This is a genomic window from Candidatus Krumholzibacteriia bacterium (assembly GCA_035649275.1).
Lineage (GTDB): Bacteria > Krumholzibacteriota > Krumholzibacteriia.
In genome coordinates, this window is sequence record DASRJW010000072.1 from 1 (window position 1) to 22,700 (window position 22,700).

The 22,700-nt window shown below is 66.1% G+C and carries 19 protein-coding genes; 9 read left to right on the forward strand and 10 right to left on the reverse strand.

Features of this window, described 5'->3' with window-relative positions:
* Positions 1-1,168 (forward strand): hypothetical protein (locus VFE28_06875; protein ID HZM15709.1); only part of this gene is annotated, 1,168 nt, incomplete at its 5' end.
* A gap of 244 nt (positions 1,169-1,412) precedes the next feature.
* Here the strand turns inward: VFE28_06875 and VFE28_06880 are convergent.
* The 5 genes from VFE28_06880 to VFE28_06900 all read right to left on the reverse strand — a co-directional run bounded on the left by VFE28_06880 (position 1,413) and on the right by VFE28_06900 (position 4,791).
* A complete protein-coding gene (locus tag VFE28_06880; protein HZM15710.1) occupies positions 1,413-2,579 on the reverse strand; it encodes a c-type cytochrome in 1,167 nt (388 codons plus the stop codon).
* A gap of 69 nt (positions 2,580-2,648) precedes the next feature.
* Positions 2,649-2,963 (reverse strand): non-heme iron oxygenase ferredoxin subunit, encoded by a 315-nt coding sequence (locus tag VFE28_06885; protein HZM15711.1) that lies wholly within the window; start codon positions 2,961-2,963, stop codon positions 2,649-2,651.
* A gap of 20 nt (positions 2,964-2,983) precedes the next feature.
* Positions 2,984-3,706 (reverse strand): FAD-dependent oxidoreductase, encoded by a 723-nt coding sequence (locus VFE28_06890; protein ID HZM15712.1) that lies wholly within the window; start codon positions 3,704-3,706, stop codon positions 2,984-2,986.
* Positions 3,707-3,898: 192 nt separating this feature from the next.
* Positions 3,899-4,327 (reverse strand): hypothetical protein, encoded by a 429-nt coding sequence (locus VFE28_06895; GenBank protein ID HZM15713.1) that lies wholly within the window; start codon positions 4,325-4,327, stop codon positions 3,899-3,901.
* Positions 4,328-4,335: 8 nt separating this feature from the next.
* A complete protein-coding gene (locus VFE28_06900; protein HZM15714.1) occupies positions 4,336-4,791 on the reverse strand; it encodes a GreA/GreB family elongation factor in 456 nt (151 codons plus the stop codon).
* Positions 4,792-5,388: 597 nt separating this feature from the next.
* On the opposite strand from VFE28_06900, the gene nhaR reads away from it, so the two are divergent.
* A complete protein-coding gene (gene nhaR, locus VFE28_06905; protein ID HZM15715.1) occupies positions 5,389-6,360 on the forward strand; it encodes a transcriptional activator NhaR in 972 nt (323 codons plus the stop codon).
* Positions 6,361-6,519: 159 nt separating this feature from the next.
* Here nhaR and VFE28_06910 read toward each other — a convergent pair whose 3' ends face one another.
* Positions 6,520-6,690, reverse strand: a complete 171-nt coding sequence (locus tag VFE28_06910) for a hypothetical protein (GenBank protein ID HZM15716.1) — start codon at positions 6,688-6,690, stop codon at positions 6,520-6,522.
* Positions 6,690-6,884: a lmo0937 family membrane protein gene (locus VFE28_06915; GenBank protein ID HZM15717.1), complete on the reverse strand. Its 195-nt coding sequence runs from the start codon at positions 6,882-6,884 to the stop codon at positions 6,690-6,692. The genes VFE28_06910 and VFE28_06915 overlap by 1 nt, the downstream gene beginning before the upstream one ends.
* Positions 6,885-7,202: 318 nt before the next feature.
* Between VFE28_06915 and VFE28_06920 the strand changes: the two genes are divergently transcribed.
* The 3 genes from VFE28_06920 (at position 7,203) to VFE28_06930 (ending at position 10,898) form a co-directional block, all read left to right on the forward strand.
* A complete protein-coding gene (locus VFE28_06920) occupies positions 7,203-8,585 on the forward strand; it encodes a sigma-54 dependent transcriptional regulator (protein HZM15718.1) in 1,383 nt (460 codons plus the stop codon).
* 11 nt (positions 8,586-8,596) lie between these two features.
* Positions 8,597-10,471: an ATP-binding protein gene (locus tag VFE28_06925; protein HZM15719.1), complete on the forward strand. Its 1,875-nt coding sequence runs from the start codon at positions 8,597-8,599 to the stop codon at positions 10,469-10,471.
* Positions 10,472-10,580: 109 nt separating this feature from the next.
* Complete coding sequence (locus VFE28_06930; GenBank protein ID HZM15720.1) at positions 10,581-10,898, forward strand: hypothetical protein; 318 nt, start codon at positions 10,581-10,583, stop codon at positions 10,896-10,898.
* Between the two features lie 264 nt (positions 10,899-11,162).
* Here VFE28_06930 and VFE28_06935 read toward each other — a convergent pair whose 3' ends face one another.
* On the reverse strand, positions 11,163-12,314 hold the full coding sequence (locus tag VFE28_06935) for an SdrD B-like domain-containing protein (protein ID HZM15721.1): 1,152 nt from the start codon (positions 12,312-12,314) through the stop codon (positions 11,163-11,165).
* Between the two features lie 196 nt (positions 12,315-12,510).
* On the opposite strand from VFE28_06935, the gene VFE28_06940 reads away from it, so the two are divergent.
* Both VFE28_06940 and VFE28_06945 read left to right on the forward strand, forming a co-directional pair.
* Positions 12,511-14,436, forward strand: a complete 1,926-nt coding sequence (locus tag VFE28_06940; protein ID HZM15722.1) for a carbon starvation CstA family protein — start codon at positions 12,511-12,513, stop codon at positions 14,434-14,436.
* 147 nt (positions 14,437-14,583) lie between these two features.
* Positions 14,584-15,228 (forward strand): glycine zipper family protein, encoded by a 645-nt coding sequence (locus tag VFE28_06945; protein ID HZM15723.1) that lies wholly within the window; start codon positions 14,584-14,586, stop codon positions 15,226-15,228.
* Here VFE28_06945 and glgX read toward each other — a convergent pair.
* Positions 15,213-17,354, reverse strand: coding sequence for a glycogen debranching protein GlgX (gene glgX / locus VFE28_06950; protein ID HZM15724.1), 2,142 nt, complete (start codon positions 17,352-17,354; stop codon positions 15,213-15,215). The two genes, VFE28_06945 and glgX, sit on opposite strands and share 16 nt — an antisense overlap.
* Positions 17,355-17,868: 514 nt before the next feature.
* On the opposite strand from glgX, the gene VFE28_06955 reads away from it, so the two are divergent.
* Both VFE28_06955 and VFE28_06960 read left to right on the forward strand, forming a co-directional pair.
* Positions 17,869-18,147 carry an RNA-binding protein gene (locus VFE28_06955; GenBank protein ID HZM15725.1) on the forward strand — a complete coding sequence of 93 codons (279 nt, stop codon included), beginning with the start codon at positions 17,869-17,871 and terminating at the stop codon, positions 18,145-18,147.
* Positions 18,148-18,305: 158 nt separating this feature from the next.
* Entirely contained in the window at positions 18,306-19,280 is a 975-nt protein-coding gene (locus VFE28_06960) for a fatty acid desaturase (GenBank protein HZM15726.1), read from the forward strand.
* An 83-nt stretch (positions 19,281-19,363) separates the two neighbouring features.
* Here VFE28_06960 and VFE28_06965 read toward each other — a convergent pair whose 3' ends face one another.
* On the reverse strand, positions 19,364-22,513 hold the full coding sequence (locus VFE28_06965) for an Ig-like domain-containing protein (protein ID HZM15727.1): 3,150 nt from the start codon (positions 22,511-22,513) through the stop codon (positions 19,364-19,366).
* Positions 22,514-22,700 lie beyond the last annotated feature (187 nt).

Sequence of the window (22,700 nt, forward strand, 5' to 3'; positions counted from 1 at the left end):
GGGGATGGCACTGGCGGAAAAGAGCGGCTTCAACGCCAGCGCCGTCGCCTACGAGTGGAACTCGGTCAGCGTCGAGGGGGTGGGAACCTCCACCACGCGCTCGCGCTTCAGCTCGGTGTCGACCCTCGTGGCGGCCGTCATCGGGCAGCCCATCATCCACTCCGAGCGCTGGCGTCTCGGCTTCGCCCTCGGCAAACCGGTGTCCTGGCAGCCCGGCCGCTCCGATGGCGCCTTCACTCTCCCGACGAGCCGTGGCGACGCGCGCTTCTCCTACTCTTCGGACGTGAGTTTCTCCACCCTCGTTCCCGCCTTCGCCGCCGCCTATGCGCCGCGGAAAGGCCTGCGTTTCGGCACCAGTGTCGGCGTCGGCTGGACTGGACTGGACCAGGTGCAGGATGTCACCGCTCGCACCGTCTCCGCCGACTCCGTGATCTCCCTCCGCCGCAGCTTCCAATCGGACGGCCAGAGCGCAGCCGCTCTCTTCACCCTCGGAGCGCAGTGGGACTTCGCCTCCGGCTGGACCACCGCCGCCATGATCACCTCCCCGGGCCTTCGCCTCTGGGGCAGCAGCCTCGTCCTCTACGATGCTTCGGTGATCCGCCGCGACCGGAGCGGCGATCTCTACTTCCGTGATCCCGATGCTCGCTTCGAGTACCGGCTGCCCATGGGGGTCGGTTTCGGCGTGGCGCGCCGCTTCCAGAGTTGGGCGATCGAGGCCAACCTGCGCTACCACCAGAGCACGGACGACTACGCTCTCTTCTCCAGTCCTGTCGCGGCGCAGGTGGTGGAAGTGAACGGCGGCGGTCCACCGACGCAGAGCCAGCTACCGTTCCGGGATGTGCGGCACCAAGCGCGTAACATTTGGAACACGGCCCTGGGCGGTCACGTGGACCTCAACCAGCACTGGACCATCCATCTGGGCGTCTTCTCCGACAAGTCGCCCGTGGCCGATCCGCCGACCTCCATGTTCCGCAAGGCCAACCTCTATGGTGGCACCGGGGGCGTCACGCTGCGCAGCACGCACCTCTCCGGGGCGCTCGGCCTCGGCTATACCTTCGGGACGGCGCCGAATCTCTTGCTGGCGAGTCTGCCGGACGGGACGTCGCTCGGGACGGAACTGAAGGTTCGCAATCTCAGCTTGAACTACGCAATCGCGTACGAGTTCTGAGTCACGTTCCTCGATCTTCGGGGCAAGAAGAAGCCAGGCCAGAACGAAGTAGACAGCCGCGACGCATGCCTTCCCGCCAGTTCGCTTCGCAATCTAGCTTGCCCTTACCGCCTGCACAGGCCAATGCCGTGACAAGGCCGATGAGCACTGCTGCCGCGAGGTAGAAGAGACGGCAGGCGCGTGGCTTATGCGTCTGCGCCGTCCGGGTTCTCGATCCTCGTCGGCACGCCGTCACCACCTCGGTTTAGAGCGACTTCAGATACTCCACGAGATCGGCTTGTTGCTCTGGCGTGAGACCAAGCGTACGACATGAGTTGTAATGTTCCACGACGGCTTGCAGGGTCGGCAGGCTCCCATCGTGGTAGTACGGCGGGCGGTGCCAGAGTCCGCGGAGCGGTGTCGTCCTGTATTTGTCTGTCGAACCACGGCCCGCGAGCATCGGATCGGAGCAAGTCTCGCCGGGATCGTGCAGGCCGAAGCCGGCATCCGTGAAGAGCGGTGGCACGTGGCAGGTGGCGCACTGCGCCTGGCCGTTGAAGAGTGCTTGCCCGCGCTCGGCCATCAGCGAGTTGAAGCTGCCAGCCGGCGGCGAGGGTGGTTCGAGGCTCAGCTGATATGCGTGCAGGGCCGGGAGCTTGGAGGTCACCAGATCATCGGGCCAGTGGATGTTGTCGCCGGTCCGCGGGTCGACGAAAGTGCCGTGACCGTGCATCTGCGTCACGGCGACATAGGCGTTCCAGTAGGGGATCGAGCCCTCGCCCGTGTACGTCGCCAAGTTCACGCCGCGGAGACCGTACGCGGGAGGTATCAAGACCGGCCCGTTGAGACCATCGTGATTCCAGCGCGCGTCGTACTTGCCGGGCCCCCAGGACTGGAGCACCGTCTGCGTCGCAGGATCCTGCAGCGCCGGCGAGAGCGCCAGGATGGCGCCGGGATTGAGATCGCGGTTCGCCCAGCCGTCGAGGCGCTGGCCGATGCCGGCCATGACGGAGTTGTCGACCGTCGAGTGACAAAGCGCGCAGGTCACTCCCACCTTCGTCAGCGTCGTCCCTTCGACTGTGCCCTTGAGGCCCACGACCGCGTCGCGGCGGAGAAGCTCGACGGTCGTGGCCGGACTGTTCAAATCGAAGCCGGTGGGGAAGCCTTCAGGGAGCCGGAGAGCATCGACCTTGAGGCCAACCGAGAGGGCCGTCACCGGGCTCACGGAGCTGCGGATGACCACGTGCATTTGGAGCGTGTCCGTCCAGAAAGTCTCGTCTCCGAACGTGTCGAATCGGAAGATGTTCTGACCTTCGATGAGCGTGGTATCCCCGGGCGGGGGCGCCAAGGGCGAATCTTCCCCGCAGGCCAGGAGAATCACCAGGCACAACAGGCTCACGATGCAGAAGATGCCAATTCCCTTTCTCAACATGGCCTCACCTCTGTGGTCTCGCGTCCACCCAGGAGGTCGACCGATTTGGTTCCTCCTTCCGCTCGGTCTTCATTCGATCCCGACCTCGACGTCGTCGCCCGTGACCCGCACGGGGAAGGTCTTGACTCCTTGCTGAGCGGGAGGAGCCGTGACCGCACCCGTCTTCACATTGAATCGCGAGCCGTGCAGCGGGCAAGTAACCACGTCCCCGCTCAGCGGCCCCTCGGACAAGGGTCCGCCGCGGTGCGGGCACACATCGTCGATGGCGTAGTAACCGCCACCCACGCTGAAAAGGGCAATACGCCGCCCCTCGACTTCGACGAGCCTGCCCGTGTCCGATGCCTCGAATTCTGCTCTCGGTCCTACTCTGACGAATCGAGCCATGATCTTCTCCTCCCTGCATTTCAATAGCCTGGGAACTCGTCGCTGTGGACCATGTCTTGGCTGACACCGGCTTCGGTCAGGACCTGGGTCACGCCGCTCACCATGCGCTCGGGGCCCGCGACGTAGAAAAGGAAGCGTTCGGGGGTTGCGAGGACCTCACGGATCATGTGGACATCCACATAGCCCCTGCGGCCCTGCCAGGTCGTGCTCGAGGTCTCCAGCGCCGTCATCGTTGCGACGAGGCGGAAGTTCGGGTTCTCCGCTTCCCAGACCTCAAGCTCCTTCAGGAACGGCGCGTCTCGCGGAGTCCTGTTCGAGTAGATCAGCGTCAACCGGTGGGGCAGCTTCTGTTCGGTGACCATCTTGATCATGCTGTGGAAGGGCGTGATCCCGATGCCCCCGGCTACGAGGGCCAGGGGTCTCGTCGCATCCTGAGGCAGTACAAACGACCCCATCGGTCCCTGCACGCCTACCCGTGTTCCTAGCGCGACCTCGGCCAGACTTCGTTTGAAGGCGCTGCCAGTCAAGCGGGTCGCGATGAGGAGCAACGGATCCTCAGGTGAGGACGCGATCGAAAAGGACCGCGAGCTACCTTTCTCATCCTGATAGCGCGGAGCACCTTGCGTGATCTGCACGTATTGACCGGGCTTGAACGGGAAGCTTTGCCCTTCGAGGTCGAAGGTGAAGCCCATCGTCCGCTCGGCGACTTCTCTTCTCGCTACCAGGGGCAGACTGAGCTTCATTCTCGCCTCCTAGCGGCAGGGCTGGTGGAGGCCTCGAGGAATCCATCATTCGCGCCAAGGGGCGCCACAGAGGACAATCTCCTGTGGCGCCGTTCTCTAACTTCCACGGTAGATGCGGAACGTGGCAGCTTCCGCCAAAGATTCTTCGATGTGCTGGACCCTACCAGATTCGCCGTCATGTCCACTACTCCCCTACCGCCTGGCGTACTCAGCGCTCAGCCGGCCCAATGCCAACGCTCCGAGCAAGAGGCCGAAGTCACGAAGCGCGACGTCGAAGTAGCCGGGAATGAGGAGCAGGTTGATGATGATGGCCCCGAGCCAGGCCGCGACGACGTAACTGAAGATGCGTGGCTTCAAGGCCACGCCGATGCCAGCCACCACCTCGATGACGCCCACGGCGAACATCAAGGTGTGGCCTTGACCACCGACCAGGTTGTTCACCACGCTGGGCAGATACTTGTCCCAGTCGGTCAACACGTGGAAGAACTTGTCGAGACCGGCAAGGATGGGCGCCACCGTGAAGCCGAGATGCAGAATCCGGTAGGCCTGATATGATGGTAAGGCGGTGTCTCGCGCGGCGGCCGTCACTGTGAAGTCTGCGTCGCCCGCCCCGACGCTCATTGCGTTGCTCATGACTGTCTTCCTCCCATGGCGAGGCTGACCTTCCGACTCGACTCGTCCGCCTCGGGTTGATAGAGAACCTCTAGCACTCGGACTCGCCGGACACCTCTAGGTACCGGCCATTCGATGACATCGCCCTCTCTGTACCCGAGAAGCGCTGTCCCGACGGGAGCCAGTATCGAGAGCTTGCCTGGCCTGTCCGGCGCCGCAGGGAACTCAAGCGTGTAGGCCACCTCGATTCCCGTCTCCACGTCCTCGATGAGGACCCGAGAGTTCATCGTGATGACATTCGAAGGAATCTCCTCGGAAGGCACGACTCTGGCATGCTCGAGTTCGCGCGCCAGCATTTCCAGATGCGGCTCGTCGCGACTGCTAGAGCCCTTGCGGAACTCGAGCATGGTCCTCAGGAGCTTCATGTCTGACTCGGTCACCAGAATGGTCCGCGAACTCGTCTCGGTGTTCATGTCAGCCTCCTCGGTCAAAGAATCGACGATGGGTTATCCTGTCCTCATCGATCGGGTGCCCGTGCCCCGTTCCCGTAGGCGTTGCAGCTCGCGCCCACATGACTGTCCGATCCGCTCGGTGGCGTGATCAATCGCGACGCGCAGGTTCGCGTCGACGGTCTCTTGAACCACGACCTGGCCAGAGTGGGTGAGCCTGGCGCTAATGCGGCAGACCTTGTCGCCCCCCCCACGCGGCCCATTGACGTCCGAGATGCGAACTGTCACGCGGCCCAGCCGGCTTGCGAAACGACCCAGAGAGAAGCGCAACCGTCTTGCCACATGACTTCGGATCGCTTCGGTAGGATCCGTGCCCCGGATACGGATATGAACCTCCATCCTCAACCTCCCGACGTTCCCAAACCGGCGAGGATGGCCGGAGTCTTGGCTTAACATTCCTTGCAGGCTCGACACCCCAACTCCTTGTCGCCGTACTTGCCTCAGCCTCCGTCCGTGGCCCCGCACATCTTCACCGCACTCATCGTTAGGGAGAATCCAGGATTCGGACAACTAGAAAATTTGCTAATGACACGACGCTTTTTTCGAAGTATCATCTGGCCCATGGAATGGCTCAACTACCATCACCTTTTTTACTTTTGGAAGGTCGTCCGGGCGGGCAGCATTACTCGGGCTTCTCGCGAGCTCCACCTCGCACCCTCGACGATCAGCGCCCAGATGCGAATGCTCGAAGAGCAGCTCGGGGAGAAGTTGCTGGCCCGACAGGGCCGAACTGTCGCTCCGACCGACGTCGGCCGCATGGTCGTTCGCTATGCAGAGGAGATCTTCGGGATCGGTCGGGAGCTCATGGACGCGGTCAAGCAGCGTCCCACTGGCCGCCCGCTCCGTCTCGTCATCGGCGTCGACGACGTCTTGCCGAAGGACGTAGCCTACCACCTCATCAAGCCGGCACTACGCCTTCCTGAACCAGTCCGCATCCTCTGCCGAGAGGCGAGTCTCGAGCGGCTCCTCGCCGATCTCGCCGTGCACGAGATAGACCTCGTGCTGTCGGACGCCCTCGTCACCCCCACCGTGAATGTCCGCGCCTACAACCATTTTCTCGGAGAGTGTGGCGTGATGTTCGTGGGCACGCCCAATCTGGCCAAACTCTACCGGCGGTCGTTCCCTAAGTCGCTTGACGGGGCTCCGATTCTGCTTCCGACCGATGACACCGCGATTCGGCGGAGTCTTGATCAATGGCTCGAAGCCCAGAACGTTCGGCCAGTGCTGATCGGGGAATTCGAGGATCTTGCCTTGATGCGGGTATTCGGACAGGCGGGCGTTGGGATCTTCCCAGTTCCCTCGGTGGTCGAGAAGCATTTCGAAAAGCAATTCCATCTCGAGCGCGTCGGCCTTGCTCACGAGGTGCGCACTCGGTTCTATGCCATCTCCACCGAGAAGAAGCTCAAGCATCCCGCCGTTGTCGCGATCTGCGACACCGCTCGACAGACGTTGTTTCGCTCGTTCAACACTCGTTCTCGGTCTACGACGCGCAGTCGTAGCAACAGAATGAAGTCAAAAGACTCCCGTCGCTGAGGGCCATCACAAGAATCGGGAGTCAGACATGTCCAAGAATTGGGGTGCACCCCAGAGAGACAGGTCAATAGACCGAGGTCCCAATCCGAGTGATCTTGTCGGACTACGGAAGGGACTTCTGCGGCCGACCTGATCAGCATGCTTCAAAGGCGAGTCGCGTCAGCCGAGGACTGCACGCTTCAAGCAGTAGACCGCGATCCCTATGGCGTGCAGGCGCACCGCCAACCCATAGTCCAAGATGCCACTGCGAAGCCCGACCCGGCGGCCGGTAGCGAATGCCGCGTGCAGCATGTTCCACGCGGCTCGCAGGTAGGTCCAGCGCGTCACCATCACCGGTTGTCCCTCCTCGCCACCGAGTCGGCCTTGGACAGGCCGCGCTCGCTGCGGCGGTTCTGCACGGCGGGCAGGAGCAACGATGCCAGCGCCAGAACGAGCAAGGTATGGATGAACCCGCCCAGGGTGTACGAAAAGGCGATGCCGAACAGCCACAGGATCAGAAGCAGCACCGCCACCGCCCGCAACATGCTTCCCTTCCTCGCTGCGCCAAGCCCTGCGACGAGTTCCCTCGGCGACCCTGGTGGCTCCTGAATGCCGTCCTTCGCTGTGCAGGCAGGTTATACCGTCTCAAGACCCGTGCCAGAGCCGCTTGCAGCGCCGGGCCGCGGCGCCGCACCTGAATCGCTCCGCCGCCCGATACCGCATGGGAGAATCCCCGATCCTCGCGTCGCACCCTGTCGTGGTTACAGGGCGTGTGCTTTTTTCAGGGTCCTCTGATCCCTGTGCTACCATGGTTTTTTCCCCGAGACGCCGGCGCCCGTGCAACAGAACGGGGGGTCGAACCCGTGGCCACCACGACGGACCGGCAGGGCAATCTCCTCGTCGTCGACGACGACGAGCGCACGCGCCGGGGCCTGTCCCGTGTTCTCGGCGCCCTGGGCTATGCCGTCCACGAGGCCGGGACGGCCAAAGAAGCCCTGGATCGTGCCCTTGCCGCCCCGCCAGACCTCGTCATCGTCGATCTCGATCTCCCCGATCGGAACGGCATGGCCTTGATCGCCGATCTGCAGGAGCGCGCCGTCGACGCGACGCTCGTGGTGCTCACCGGCCATGGCACGATCGACAGCGCCGTGCAGGCAGCGCGCAAGGGAGTGCACGACTACCTGGTCAAACCGGTGGATCGGGAACGGCTGCTCCACGTCGTCCGCACCGGGATGGAGCGCGCCGCGCTTCGCCGCGAGGTCCAGGACCTGCGCCGCGAGGTGGAGCGCAGCGGCCGTCTGAAGGAGCTGGTGGGGCGCTCTCCGGGGATGCTCGAGATCTTCCGACTCATCGAGCAGTTCGCCGCCTCCGATGCCCCGGTGCTCATCACCGGGGAGAGCGGCACCGGCAAAGAGGTCGCGGCACGGACGATCCACCGGCTGAGTCGCCGCTGGGGGGCACGGCTGGTGCCGGTGAACTGCGCCGCCATTCCGGAGAACCTGCTCGAGAGCGAGATGTTCGGCCACGAGCGCGGCGCCTTCACCGGCGCCACCATGGCGCGGGCCGGCTGCTTCGAGCTCGCCCACGAGGGCACGCTCTTCTTCGACGAGATCGGCCAGATGCCGGCGACGCTGCAGAGCAAGCTGTTGCGCGCCCTCGAAGATGGACAGATCCGCCGCGTCGGGGGAAACAAGGAGATCGTGGTCGACGTCCGCGTCCTCGCGGCGACGAACGCCAATATCGAAGATCTGCTCGCCAAGGGCGCCTTCCGCGAAGACCTGTACTACCGGCTCAACGTGCTGACCCTGCACCTGCCGCCGCTGCGCGAGCGCCCCGAGGACATCCCGGTGCTGGCCGAGCGCTTCCTCGCCTCCTTCGCCGAGCGCGAGAGCAAGGCGCTCACCGGTTTCGCGCCGGAAACGCTGGCGGTGCTCCTCGCCCATCCCTGGCCCGGAAACGGCCGCGAGCTGCGCAATGCCGTGGAGCGCGCTGTCATCCTCAGCCAGGCCGGGGAGATCCAGCCCCAGCACCTGCCCTCTCCGGTGCGGGGCGGCGCCGGGGCGGCCGCCGAGGTGGAGGAATCCAGCCTGCGCCTGCCGCTCGGCACCACCATCGCCGATGCCGAGAAGGCCCTGATCCTGCGCACGCTGGAGACCTGCCACGGAAACAAGACGCGGGCGGCGTCGATGCTCGGTATCAGCGTGAAGACGCTCTATACCAAGCTGCATTTGTACGCGCAGCAATGACGGAGGTCGGCATGGCTTCCTCCTCGGCGGGCCGCCAGCTTCGCTCCCTGCTGGTCGTCGGCGCGGCGCTGCCGCTTCTCGCCGTCGGTTTGGAGCTGGCGAGCACGGCGCGGCTCGCGACCGAACGGGCGGCCACCGAGTGCGGCTTGATCACCCGCAACGTGGCACGCCAGCTCGACTTCCTGGCCAACGACGATGTCGACGCGCCGCTGGCCGAGCTGGCGCTGGACCCGCGCCTGCAGCAGGTGCTGGACGACGCCATCGCCGAAGCCCCTTCGATCCTGCAGGTTTCCCTCTGCGACACGAACGGCGCCGTCGTCGCCACCAGCCCCGGCATGGGTCGCGGCGAGGAGACACGCCCGCATCCACCCCTTCCCAAGATCGAGAACCTGGCGCAGGCGTTCGCCGTAGTCTGGGACCTGCGCGCCGTGGACCGCGTCTACCTGGCGGAGTCGCGCGTCTCCCAGGGGACGCGGCCCTTCGCCTCGATCCGCATCCAGGTGGCAGGAACCTTCCTGCGTGACGGTGTGCAATCGGCCTTTTACCGTGGCGTCGTCGGCACTCTCGCTTTCATCGGCCTGGTCCTTGCCGCCGGTTGGGTGCTCTCGCGCTTGGCGGGCACCCGCCTCCGCGATCTCGAAGCCGGCGTCTCGGCGATGCGCGCCGGCCGCTTCGATGCCACGATTCCCGAGTCGGGCGCCGACGAGTTCGCCCGCTTGGCGCGCGAGCTCAACCTGCTCGGCCGTCAGATCCACGAGGAGCGGGAGAAGCTGGGAGCGGAGCACACCCTCTACCGCGCCGTCGATCTCCTCGGCGACGGCATTCTGGCGCTCGGTCCGCGGCAGGAGATCATTCTCACCAATGCGCTCGCCTGCCGCTGGCTCGGCCTGCCACCGCACCTGAGCCAGGGCCGGCGGCTCGAGTCTCTCCTTGCCGCGGAGCATCCCCTCCACGCTCTGTGTGCGGAGCTGCGCAATGGCGGCGAGAAGAGTCTCTCGGTGCGCTTGACCGCCGTGCAAGACGGGGAGCTCCTGGTCGCCGTGGGACATCGGATCGAGGCGGTAGAGGACCCGCCCGGCGGGCTCCTGATCGAAATCCAGCGCGCTAACGAGCATCTGGCCATGCACAGCTTGATCGATCAATCGAAAGTGCTGACGGTGTTGGGGGACATGGCGGCGGGCTTCGCGCACGAGCTGCGCGGGCGCCTGCAGTCCATCGTTTTCGACCTCGATGCCATGGTGGCAGCGGTGGCCGACGATCCGGCGAGCGCCGGAGAGCAGGGGCGTGCCATGTCCGAGAAGGTGCGCAACTTGGATCGGTTCATCAGCGGCTTCCTCCGCCTCTCCCGCTTGCGCCCCGCGCTGGTGGAGCCGCTGCGCCTCGAGGCTTGCGTCGAAGAGGTGTGCGCCTCGCTTGCCGCCGACGCCACTCTCGCCGGCGTCGAGATCGAGTTCCAACCGGCAGAGGGAGTACCCGCGGTTCTCGCCGACAAAGCGATCTTGTGCCACGCATTGGAGAACGTGCTGCGGAACGCCATCCAAGCGCAGCCGTCGCAGAACGGGCGGATTCTCGTCCGCACCACGTGTAGGCAGGAACGGGCCTTCGTTTCCATCGCGGACACCGGCCCGGGGATCCCGGCGGAAAACCTGCAGCGTGTGTTCGACGTCTTCTACACCACGCGTCCCGAAGGCTCGGGCGTGGGCCTTGCCCTGGTGCGGCAGGCGGTGGAGATGCACGGCGGCCAGGTCGAGATCGCTTCGGATCCCGCCACGGGCACCGAGGTCACGCTATCCTTGCCCACGAGCACCGGCAGCGTCAGTTCCTTGATGCTGTCGAGCCTGGAGAGTGTCGATGCGAAGCCAGCGACAGCAGCGCGCCTGGCGTGAGGAAGGCGGAGCGGGAGTGAGGCCTGAACGCCGCCTCCCATGGCGACGCACGTTCCTCTGCGTCCTGCTGCTTGCATGCTTGGCTGCTTGCTCCTCTCCGGCTCCTCCGGTGAAGCCGCCACCCCTGGCGCCGGCGCCGCAACCACCACCCCCGGCGCCCGAGCCCCCAGCCGACCTCAAGCTGGAGCTCTCCGCCGAGGAGAAGACGGCTCTGACGGCGCAGGCAAACGAGGATCTGGAGGAAGCCGAGAAGTCGATCCGGAGCCTCGACCGGGAGAAGCTCACGGCGGAAGAAATCGAGAAGTTGCACACGGTGGAAAACCTGGTCGTCGCCGCGCGGGCTGCGGAGGAGAAGGACGATATCCCGGGGATGGCCAACCTGGCGCGCAAGGCTCGTCTGCTGGCCGAAGAGCTAGTGCATCGCTGAAAGGTTTCGGGGGCGCGCCGCCGGCGCGCCCCCGACCTGTTCCTCCTGGAACCACACTCCGCCAACCCATGCCCTGGAGGAACCCCCTGTGCGTCTGGACTAATGCACATGCTGTGCCCAAACGCTCTGGGGCACAGGCGGCGCGCCAGATCGTGATGAGATCGAGTAGAGCGAAGGCGGCGCAGCGTGCCTGGGTAGTTTTCGCCCGGACCCATTACGAATCTACAGGCTGGGCCGCCCTTCGAGAGCGACCTCGACGGCGGTTCAGGGACTCGCCGGCGCCACGCCGAAGTCGGCCCGCAGAGGGCCAGGGCCCGGTGGCAGGTTCTCGAAGAGCACCGGGTTCGGGCTCGTGAAGACATAGCCATCGATCTGATAGAGCGCCACGCTGATGAACGGTGGGCAGGGCGGGAGCAGCATGCCGTAGTTCCCGCGCCGGTCGGTGTGCGCCTCGATGGGCGCGAAGGTCGGGCACGCGGTAGAGCCCCCGAGCACGACTCCAGGGAGGCCGGGCTCCCCCATGTCCGGCAGGCCGTTGCGGTTGTGATCGATGAAGACGCGCCCGGTGACTAAAATCGAGAAATCGCCGCCAGCGAAGCAGCCGAAATCGCCCTCGGCGAAGCCCGAAAGCGTGCCATCGGAGCGGCGCAGCACCAGCACCTGCAGCCGTGTCGGCGTCGAAGGCGGGCAGCGTCCCGGCTCCCAGACCAGCTCGTACAGACCTGGATCCGCCACCTGGAAGGCATAGTTCCCGCGCGCATCCGTGGTGGCAGTCTGCACCGAGGTGTCATGGACGAGGGATACTGTGGCGCCCTCGAGACCCGCCTCCCCGTCCTCCCTGTGCCCGTTCCCATTCAAATCGTGGAAGACGGCGCCGGAGATCGTGCCGTCGCCAGGTTGCGCGGTGCCGGGCTCGATGCGGGCGCGGAAGGCGAAACTCTCGTCCGACGGGTTGTAGACGATCCACTCCAGAGGTTCGGAGGTTTCCCCCGGCCCGAGGGCGCCGTCATCGCCGTAGGTGCCGCTGTGTTCGTAGAAGCATTCGGCCGGGCAGTTGAGGCATTCCGCTTCGATGCAGTCGCCGTTGACTGGTCTCACGTCTTGGGGAACGAAGCCGAAAACGTCGACGCCCCGGGGACCCGGCTGCACCTCACCGGTCGTGTTCCGGATCGCGACCGAGGCGTGCACCTCGTGTGTCGACGGGTCCTGGGTCAGGTGGGTCACCACGAGCTGGAAGGCGCTCGGTCCGCCATCCGGAGCTTCGAGCCGAAAAACGAGGCTCTTGGAGCCGGCATCGTAGATACCGTGGTAGTCCGTGGAGGATGTCGACGAGGGTGGCGCCCCGGGATCGTTGCAGGCGCCGAAGGTGAGCGCGCCGAGCGCCACCAAGACGGCCGCTGCTCGAGAAATCCTCATGCTTGGACGCATTCGACTATCTACCTTACCAGGGGCTGCTCGCGGGTCAATGTAGCTCCCTACCCGGCTCGGCGCAACCGCTGCCGATGGTTTCTCCCTGCTCGGCCAGCACCAGCCTGCAACAAGGGTACCACCCGTTGAGCGTCGCAGGTAAGATTCCGCCGCGGCTGTTGTTACAGCCTCGGGGAGGCCACGATTGACCGTTCATGCCCTGCCCCTCGTGATCGGCGTTCTCTGCCTCTTCGCCATCGCCTACCGTTACTACTCCGCCTTCCTCGCCGCCAAGGTGGCGGTTCTCGACGACACGCGGGTCACCCCAGCGCATCGCCTGAACGACGGCCAGAATTACCACCCCACCCACAAGTGGGTCCTCTTCGGTCATCACTTCGCCGCCATCAGCGGCGCCGGCCCCCTGGTGGGCCCGGTGCTGGCGGCGCAGTTCGGCTTTCTCCCCGGTCTGCTATGGCTCGTCATCGGGGTCGTCCTGGCAGGAACGGTCCAGGATTTCCTGGTGCTCGCGTTCTCCGTCCGCCGCGACGGTCGCTCCCTCGCCGACATGGCGCGGGCCGAGATCGGGCCGCTCGCCGGCGTGACTGCCTCCCTCGCCATCCTCTTCATCATCGTCAACGCCCTCGCCGGCCTCGGTCTGGTGGTGGTGAAAGCGCTGGGGGGCGAAACGCTCACCAGGCCCGACGGCTCGATCCTGCACATCCCCGGCTCGTCCTGGGGCACCTTCACCATCGCCTGCTCGATCCCGATCGCGCTCTTCGTGGGCCTGTGGATGTACCGGCTGCGCAAGGGCAAGATCGGCGAAGCCTCGGCAGTCGGCGCCCTCGCGGTCCTGGGCTGTACCTGGCTCGGCAGCTTGATCCCGGGCTCGCCGCTCGAGCGCTTCTTCAGCTTGAGCCAGCACCAGGTGACCATCGCCATCGCCGTGTACGGCTTCATCGCCTCCGTGCTGCCAGTCTGGTTGCTCCTCTGCCCGCGGGACTACCTCTCCTCCTATCTCAAGATCGGCACGGTGGCGGCTCTCGTCATCGGCGTCGTGCTCGTCAATCCACCGCTGCAGATGCCGCCTCTGACCGACTTCGTCCACGGCGGCGGGCCTCTCGTGCCCGGCAAGGTCTTCCCGTTCGTCTTCATCACCATCATGTGCGGCGCGATCTCGGGCTTCCATTCCCTGGTGGCCTCGGGAACGACGCCGAAGATGCTGGATCGAGAATCCCACGCCCGCCCCATCGGCTACGCGGCGATGCTCATCGAGGGCCTGGTGGGCGTGGTGGCACTCATCGCCGCCTGCTCGCTGCCGCCGGGAGACTACTTCGCCATCAACATCGATCTCGCCAAGCAGGCGCAGTGGAAGCCGATCCTGGAGAAGATGGGATTCGCCGTCGAGCACCTGCCGGCCTACGAGGCGGCCGTGCGCGAGCAACTGCAGGGGCGCTCCGGTGGGGCGGTCTCCCTCGCTGTCGGCATGGCGCAGATCTTCACCGCGATCCCGGTGTTCCGCGCCCTCACCTCGTTCTGGTACCACTTCGCCATCATGTTCGAGGCGCTGTTCATCCTCACCACGATCGATACGGGGACGCGCGTGGCGCGTTTCCTCGTGCAAGAAATGTTGGGGCGCGTGCACCCGCGGCTCGGGCGCCCGGACTTCCTCCCCGCCGCGGTCTTCGCGACGGCGTTCGTCGTGCTCGCCTGGGGTTACTTCATCTGGGCCGGTTCGATCGACACCATCTGGCCGATGTTCGGCATCTCCAACCAGCTCCTGGCGGTGGTGGCGCTGTCGGTGGCGGGGACGGTGCTCGTCAACAGCGGCCGGGCGCGTTACCTCTGGGCGACCCTGATCCCGATGTTGTTCGTGACCTGCACCACGCTCACCGCGGGCTACCAGCTCGTCTTCCAGCGCTTCCTGCCCATGGCGCGCACGGCCGCGGATGCAGCGACGCGCTTCAAGGGAGCTCTCGACGCCTGGCTCACCATCATCATGGTGTTGTGCGTGGCGTTGATCCTGCTGCAGGTGGGGCGCCGTTGGCTGGCCGTCGCCCGCGGCACGGCCGTCGCTGCACCGGTCCTCCGCGCGGCGGTGCCCGACGGCCGGCCTCCCAACGGTTGCTGCTGACCTCGAGGAGAACCACGATGCGCGTGCCGGTGCAGACGGAGGCGTGCGCAGCCGCTCCTCTCCGCATGTCCTGAGCCCCTGGACACGCTTCCGAGACACGCCGATAATCCGTGCGCAGCGTCGAAAGCCCGAAGGGAAGGGATCCACATGCGTACGATGAGAAGGTTCGAGGCTGGGCTCGCGGGCATTCTGACCATTGTGATCGCGATCACGCTGCGAGCCGCCACATGGGCAGCGCAAACGTCACCGCCGCCAGCCCAGAGCCAGCAGCCCGCGCAGACTCCGCCGGCGACGACGGCACCCCCGCCGGCCGCCGCGACCGCCGCCCCGCAGATGACGATGAAGGAAGCGAAGCAGAAGCTCGGCATCGTCGTCTTCCCGGCCAAGGAGCAAACACCGGAACAGCAGGAAGCAGACGAGCTAGCCTGCTTGCAGTGGGCGGCGAACGAGACTGGCATCAAGCCGAATCAGCCGCCGCCCGACGCCAAGGCGGCAGGCGATCAAGCCAAAGCGCAAGTGGACTCGGTCGCCGGGAAGGCCGGAGCCAAGGGCGCGGCCAAGGGTGCCGCAGCGGGGGCCATCATCGGCGCCATCGCCGGCGATGCCGGCACCGGTGCCGCCATCGGCGCTGCGGCGGGAGGAGTCGGGGGGCGCCGGGCGAAGAAAAAGGCCGAGGCACAGGCCGAAGCCGGGGCGGAAGCCAAGGTGAACGCGGAACAGCAGGCGAAGCTCGACGCCCTCAAGAAGGCCATGGGGGCGTGCCTCGAATCCAAGGGCTACACGGTGAAGTGAGGCGCGACGGAATCGGCTCGCTGCGCGTCGAGATCCTCACCCTGGGGCCAAGCCGGCACACCCGCCGGCACCGGGGGCCCGGTGAAGAGGAGCACGATGGAGCGAGGTTGTACGCGGTAGCGCTCCCCCTGCACCTCGGAGGCCGCGTCGAAGCTCACGATGTCGTGTGGCGCGTCGAGGGAGGTGTCGCACCAGCGCTTCCAGCGTACACCCGCACCCGGCTCCGGCACCTCGAAGTCGAGAGGCTCCCAGTAGCCGTTCAGCATGCCGTGAACGACGAGCCCATCGCCCCAGGCACGGGCGGTGAAGGCCAAGGTGTGTGAGGACGGGCCCCAGTCCGGGGAATGGAGCTCCACGCCGTGCCATTCGAGGCGCGCCCGGCGCAGGAACGCGTTCAGGCTCTCCCCTTCCCTGCCCGCCGCCTGCACGCGGCGCACCCGCGCCCGGATCAAATGACGCACGAAACGCAGCAGCCCCGCGTGCCGCTCGGCCAGCGACCAGTCGAGCCAGCTCGTCTCGTTGTCCTGGCAGTAGGCGTTGTTGTTGCCCCCCTGGCTGCGGCGCATCTCGTCTCCCATCAGGAGCATCGGCGCACCCAAGGCGAAGAGGTTGAGGACATGGAAGTTCTTCACCTGCCGGTGCCGCAGGCTCTCGACTTCAGGATCGCTGCTCGGACCCTCGACGCCGCAGTTCCAGCTGCGGTTGTCGTCGCTGCCGTCGCGGTTGTCCTCGCCGTTGGCCTCGTTGTGCTTGCGTTCGTAGGTGACCAGGTCCTCGAGCGTGAAGCCGTCGTGGGAGGTGACGAAGTTGATGCTCTGCTCGGGCTCGCGCTCTTCGTGCCCGTAGAGATCGGGGCTACCCAGGAGGCGCGAGGCCAGACGGGACACCGTGCCTTCGTCGCCACGGAGGAAACCGCGGACATCGTCCCGGAAGCGGCCGTTCCACTCTTTCCAGGTGTGACCGAGGAAGGTGCCCACCTGGTAGAGACCAGCGGCATCCCAGGCTTCGGCGATGAGTTTGGTACCGGCGAGCACCGGGTCGGTCTCGATGTCCCAAAGGACGGGAGCGTTGTCCCGCGGCTGCCCCGTCTCGTCCCGGGCCAGCACCGAGGCCAGGTCGAAGCGGAAGCCGTCGACGTGCATCTCCTGCACCCAGTAGCGCAGGCTGTCGAGGATCAGCCGCCGCACCACCGGGTGGTTGGCGTTGATCGTGTTCCCCGTCCCCGTGAAGTTGGCGTAGTGCCGGCGATCCTCTTCGAGCATGTAGTACTCGTCGTTGGCCAATCCCTTGAAGCAGAACGTGGGCCCGTTCTCGCCGCCCTCGGCGGTGTGGTTGTAGACCACGTCCAGGATCACCTCGATCCCGGCGCGGTGCAGGGCCTTCACCATGTCGCGGAACTCGTCCTGCGCTCCGAGCGCGTCGGCCCGCATGGCGTAGCCCGTGTGGGGCGCGAAGAACCCCAGGGGCGAGTAACCCCAGTAGTTCATCCGTCCCGGCGGGGCGTCGTTTGGATCGAACTGGAACACTGGCATGAGCTCGACCGCGGTGATCCCCAGGTCACGGAGGTAGGGGATCTTCTCGATCACGCCGGCATAGGTGCCCCGTTTCTCCGGCGCCACTCGCGAGCTCGGGTGGCGCGTGAAGCCGCGCACGTGCATCTCGTAGATGATGGTCTCCGTGACGGGCAGTCGCAGCGGCTGGTCGCCTTCCCAGTCATAACGACTCGTATCGACCACGACGCTCCGGAGCGCCGGCCGTGCCGCCCCGCTGGTACCCGGGACCAGCCTGGACTCGATGGCGATGCCGCGCCCGTACGGGTCCAGGAGCTCGCAGCGCGGGTCGAAGCGCAAGCCGCGCTCCGGAGCCGAGGGCCCGTCGACCCGCCAGGCGTACTCCTGACCATGCAGGACGCCGGGGACGAAAACGTGCCAGTACGCTTCGGTGCGATTGCGCACCGGGTCGAGGTCGACGGCGCGCGACGGCTGGGAGTCGCCAGGACGGTCGAAAAGAAGGAGGGAGACCGCGGTCGCCTCGCGCGCGTAGACGCAGAAGTTCACCCCGTGGGGATGCGGCGTGGCGCCTAGAGGGAAGGCGCTCCCAGGCCAGCTCGGAGCCCGTGTCGTCATCGTCCTGCCTCCGGTGAGATCTGGCGAGCCGCCGCGCCGCCTTCTCGAGGACCTAGCGGCCGAGCGGCAGTCCCATGCTAGTGCGTGCCCGGCCAGGCGACAATCCAGTACGCACGGGAGCATGGCGCGGACCAGTTGCCACCTAAACTGCGCCGCCAGCGCCGAATTTGCCTCGATGACGACCGCCGCGCCAGTGTCTGGTCGCGCCTCCCGCGCTCTTCATTACGGATCCTGGGCGCGGCTCGTGGTCTGGAGAGGGGTGGCGCCACGGGCGCGACGGTCGTTGCCTGCTGGCACGATCCATGATAGTCTCCCTGGGTGCAGGTGCACTCGGTGCGCGCGGTGTGAATCCTCTCGAGGCTCAAGCCTTTTCGGTTCGCCTTCCGGGTATTCTCCCAGTTCTCCGTGTTCCCCTTGCAGACGGGACCAAGTGGGTCCCCCTTCCCGTGTGGGAAGGATGTCCATGGAGGCGAACGCCAGCCGGCGTTCGCTGCTGAAAAGGAAACGTGTTCTGATGTCGCAGAAGATTTACGTGGGGAACCTTGCCTGGAGCTCCACCGAAACGCAGATCCGTGAGCTCTTCGCCCAGTACGGGACGGTCACCTCGGTGAACATGATCACCGATCGAGAGACCGGGCGTTCCCGCGGTTTCGCCTTTGTCGAGATGGAAGGCGGCGCCGAGCAGGCGATCCGCGCCCTCGACAAGACTGATCTGGACGGCCGGCCGCTCAACGTCAACGAGGCCCGGCCGCGCGCCGAGGGCGCGGGCCAGGGTGGGCGCGGGCGCTGGTAGATTCGCTTCCATCTGGCATCCCCGGGTCGACGCGACCCACGGGGTGTCCGGAACGACTTCTCGAGGAGCAGGGCCGGCGTTCACGCCGGCCCGCGCTCGCCTCACCTAGAGAGGGCCAGGCGCTCATGACTGCATGGCCCTCGACCGCCGCGCCACCCGTGACCCCCTGGCGAAGCCTGGTCGCCCCTTATCACCAACCAGACAGCAAGCTCGCCCTCTGGCAGGTGAGTACCTCTTTCCTGCCCTACATCGCGCTCTGGTACATGATGGTTCGGAGTCTCGAGATCTCTTATGGGCTCACCCTGGGTCTGGCGGTGCTCGCCGCCGGCTTCCTGGTACGCGTGTTCATCGTGCTCCACGACTGCGGCCACGGATCGTTCCTACGGTCGCGGCGCTGGAACGACGCTTTCGGCTTCGTGGGCGGTGTCCTCAGCTTTACTCCCTATCACTACTGGCGGCACACCCACGCCATCCACCACGCCACGGCTGGGAACCTGGACCGGCGCGGGGTTGGCGACATCTGGACGATGACGATGCGCGAGTACCGGGAGGCGTCCCCCTGGTGCCGTCTGCGCTTCCGCCTTTACCGCAACCCCTTCTGCCTCTTCCTTGTCGGCCCGGTGTTCGTGGTCCTGATCAAGAATCGCTTCGCCGGCGCGAAGTTCGGCTGGCGCTGGCAGCGCAGCGTGCTCTGGGCGAATCTGGCCATGCTCGGTCTGGGAGTCGCCTTGAGCCTGGCTTTGGGGGTCCAATCCTATGTGCTCATCCAGCTTCCGGTCCTCATCTTCTCCACCGCCTTCGGAGTCTGGCTCTTCTACGTGCAACACCAATTCGAAGGCGTCAGCTGGCAGCGGCAGCAGCACTGGGACCATTTCACCACTGCCATGCGCGGCAGCAGCTACTACGCGCTCCCCAAAGTCCTGCAGTGGTTCAGCGGCAACATTGGCTTCCATCACATCCATCATCTGAGCCCGCGGATCCCCAACTACTTCCTGGAGCGCTGCCACCGCGAAAACCCGCTGCTGCAGAAGGCCACGAAGCTGCGCCTCTTCACCAGCCTGCGGTCGATCCGCTATCGAGTCTGGGACGAGGAACGGAACCGGCTGGTGGGCCTGGGACTGCCTTGGCTCTGAGGCGGGAGTCGTGCCGCCACCCGAGGCGGGGGTTGCCCTGATTCGGGCAGGGTGGCCGTGCAGGGTGGCTTAGGTGGTGCGCCTCAGCGGGCGACGACCACCTTCCTGGTTTCCGTCCGCGGGCCGAGAATGGAGCGGAGGAAGTAGATCCCCGCCGGCACACGGGCACCGCGTGCATCGGTCCCGTCCCAGAACAGGAGCTTGCGCCCGGCGCTCTGGCGTTCGGAGGCCAGGGTGCGAACGCGCTGGCCGCGGGCGTTGTAGAGGATGATCTCGGCGCGCTCCGACTGGGCCAGCCCGTAGTCGACCCAGACGCCTTGGCGCGTCGGGTTCGGCATCACCCGATAGAGCCGGGTTTCGAGGCGCTCCACGGACTGCCCCGCAGGTTCCACCACGGGCGCCTCGGGCTCCCCCTCCGTCACGATCACCAGCTGCGCCATGTCGCTGAGATTCCCTGGCCCCAGGACGAAGCCGTCCGGCACGAACGGCGCGAGCTCGAGGCTCAGAGAGCCATCCCCCTGGACCCAGGGAGTGACGTCCCGCTCCAACCATGCGGGTGGTTCGCCGCCGTGGAGGCGGAGCGTCGCCTGCACGATGTGCGGGCCGAGGCCGAAGAGGCGGAAGGTGAGGGTCGTCGTTGCCGCCGCTGGCCCCTCGAGCCTCGCCCGCTCCGAGGCCGGGGCCGAAGGCAGCGCCGAGGCTTTCGACGGGCCCCCGGTCTCACCCTCCGAGGGCGTGAAGGTGTGGGTCTTGGGTTCGCGGAGCAGCCGGAGCGTCACGTGGGCTCGCGACACCGCCTGGCCGTCGCTCGCCTCGTAATCGAAGCCATCCATGAGCCCGCTCCCGTCCGGCGCATAGGCGAAGGCGCCGTCGGGAGCGAGGCTCAAGCTGCCGTGGGTGGGGCCCACGACCACGGTCACGGTCAAGGAATCGGCGTCCGGATCGGTATCGTTCCACAGCACACCCGGCACCGCCACATCCAGGTTCTCGTTGGAGCGATGGGCGTAGATGTCGTTCACCAGCGCCGGAAGATCGTTCATCGGCGTCACCGTGAGGGTGACGATCCCGGTGTCCGAGCCCCCCTCGCCATCGTCCAAGACGTAGGAGAAAGCATCGGTGCCTTGGAAGTCCGCTGCCGGCGTGTAGGTGAACGAACCGTCGAGAGCGAGGGCGGCGACACCGTGCACCGGCGGCGCCGCCAGGGTCGACGTCAGCGAATCACCATCCGCATCGACATCGTTGCCGAGGACGCCCGGTGCCGCCACCGTGAGCACGCTGTCTTCCGGCGTGGAGAATGCGTCCGCGGCGGCCACCGGCGGCAGGTCGGCCCCCGCCGGCAGGACGCAGACGATCAGCTCGGGGGGAAGGTTGGATTCCCGGGAACCATAGATCACCGCATCGGGAACGCCGTTCTGCAGGGCGAAGCTCCAGGTCCCAGGCCCGGTAATAGCAGCGCCCAGCGGCAACTCTACGAGGTCGTCGGTGAGAACCAAGCCGGCGCTGGAGAGCGCTGAGCCGGTGAGCGCCGGAGCGTTGCCCCAGGTGATCCCAGTCTCCGTCCAGGGTGTCGTCGTCCCCTCGTAATTGTTCGAAACGGCGTGGATCGTGCCGCCATCGATGCTGCCGCTCTGGGAGTAGAGCCGCAACATCGCATCGCGCACCGTTCCCACGGAGGGGAGGTTGAATCTGAGATAGCTGTGCAGGACCATGACGTCCTGCTCCACTCTCAGGTCCGTGGTGTGACCATAGTTGCTCGCCGGCTGGTTGGAGCGGACCTTGGCATCCGCCACCGGCACGAAGGTCATCACCGTGCCGCCGACGCCGATCCATGCCTCCGCCTCGTCTTCCTCCACCGTGTCGCTAGCCCGGTAGACGAAATGATCCAGACCGACGTACCCCACCCCCGGCACGTAGGTGAAGGAGCCGTCGCTGGCCAAGGTCAGCTCGCCGTGGGCAGGAGGGGTCACCAGTTCGGCCACGAGAGCGTTGCCGTTGGCGTCGGTGTCGTTCGCCAGGACACCGGGGACATCGACCCAGAGCGTGCCATCCACTTCCATTTCGTACGCATCGCGCTGCGCCACCGGGGGAAGGTTCGGCCCCGTGCCGCCGACGGTGACCGTGATCTCGTCGGTGGCCACGGATTGGCCGTCGCTGGCGGTGAGGCGCAGCACGTGGATGCCGTCGTCCTCGAAGGTGACCGTGGTCAACACCGCATGGGGATCGGCGAAGAGGGCCGTTCCTCCCTCGACCACGCTCCACTCCGCGCTGAACTGCGTCGGCAGCGGCTCGCCGTCATCACTCACCTTGCCGTAGAGGGTGGCCACGCCGTCCTCCGGCACGATGAGGTCAGGCCCGGCGTCGGCGCAAGGCGGCCGATCGACGGCTACCGTCCCGGCAGGCCAGGGGTCGCGCTCGAAGTGGAAGGTGGCATCGCTCTCGACCGTGACTTGCAGCGGCGGCACGATCCCTCGCTCCACTTGCACGCGGGTGACGTTGGGCGCGGTGAGGAAAGGTTGGTCGAGGAGCCAGAAGTGGCCGTCGCCCTGCGCGTAGAGAACCGGCTTCGCGAAGGCCGCAGCGTCCGGCTCGAAGCGATCGAAGAACCAGTGGCGGTTGTCGCTGGGGCCGGCTTGGGCGAAGACGACGGCTGCGCGCACGAGAGAATCTTTCTCGGTGAACTGCTGGTACACCCAGTCGGCGTCGTCGAGCATCGACTGGCGCTCCGTCTGACCCCCCACGAGGTTGATGCCGACGAAGAGCACCCCCTTGAGGACGAAGGCGAAGTTCTCCGGGCGTCCGGCCTGCTTCTCCACCTGCGGGGCGCCGCAGAAGGAGTTCTCGATGCCCATGAGGTGTTTCGTCCAATACTGCCAGCCCACCACGCGGTCCAGGCAGTCGGTCCATTCGTTGTCGCCGGGAACGATGAAGGCGGGCACGGAGAGCGACCGCAGCATGGTGGCCATGCTCTCGTACCAGAACTCGTCGCATAGGTCCGGGTCCGACTTGATGTCCCCGACGTGCACGAGGAACTCCGCTGGACTGTACAAATCATGATTGTCGAAATGCTGCTGCAGGACGGCGATCTCCAACGAGTCGTAGGGGACGTCGCCGACAACGGAGAAGATGACGGGCTCGCCCGTGAGGGCCGGGCGCTCGCGTACGGCGGAGGGAGCGGTGGCGGGAATCGCCATGCCGAGAGCGATGGCGAGGAGGATGTCCGCAAGCTGACGCACGCCAATGCGCCGGCGAGCGCGATCACCACAGCGATCGCGCACAGAACGGGACACTCGGGCACGAAGGGACATGCCTGCGACCCCGCGAGAATCGAACCTGCTAACGTGAATATCCAGCTTGAACGGAAGCCCCGCCGTGAGGCCTGGGGTCCTTTAATCGTAGGGGATCGAGTGTCTGGACCTCAAA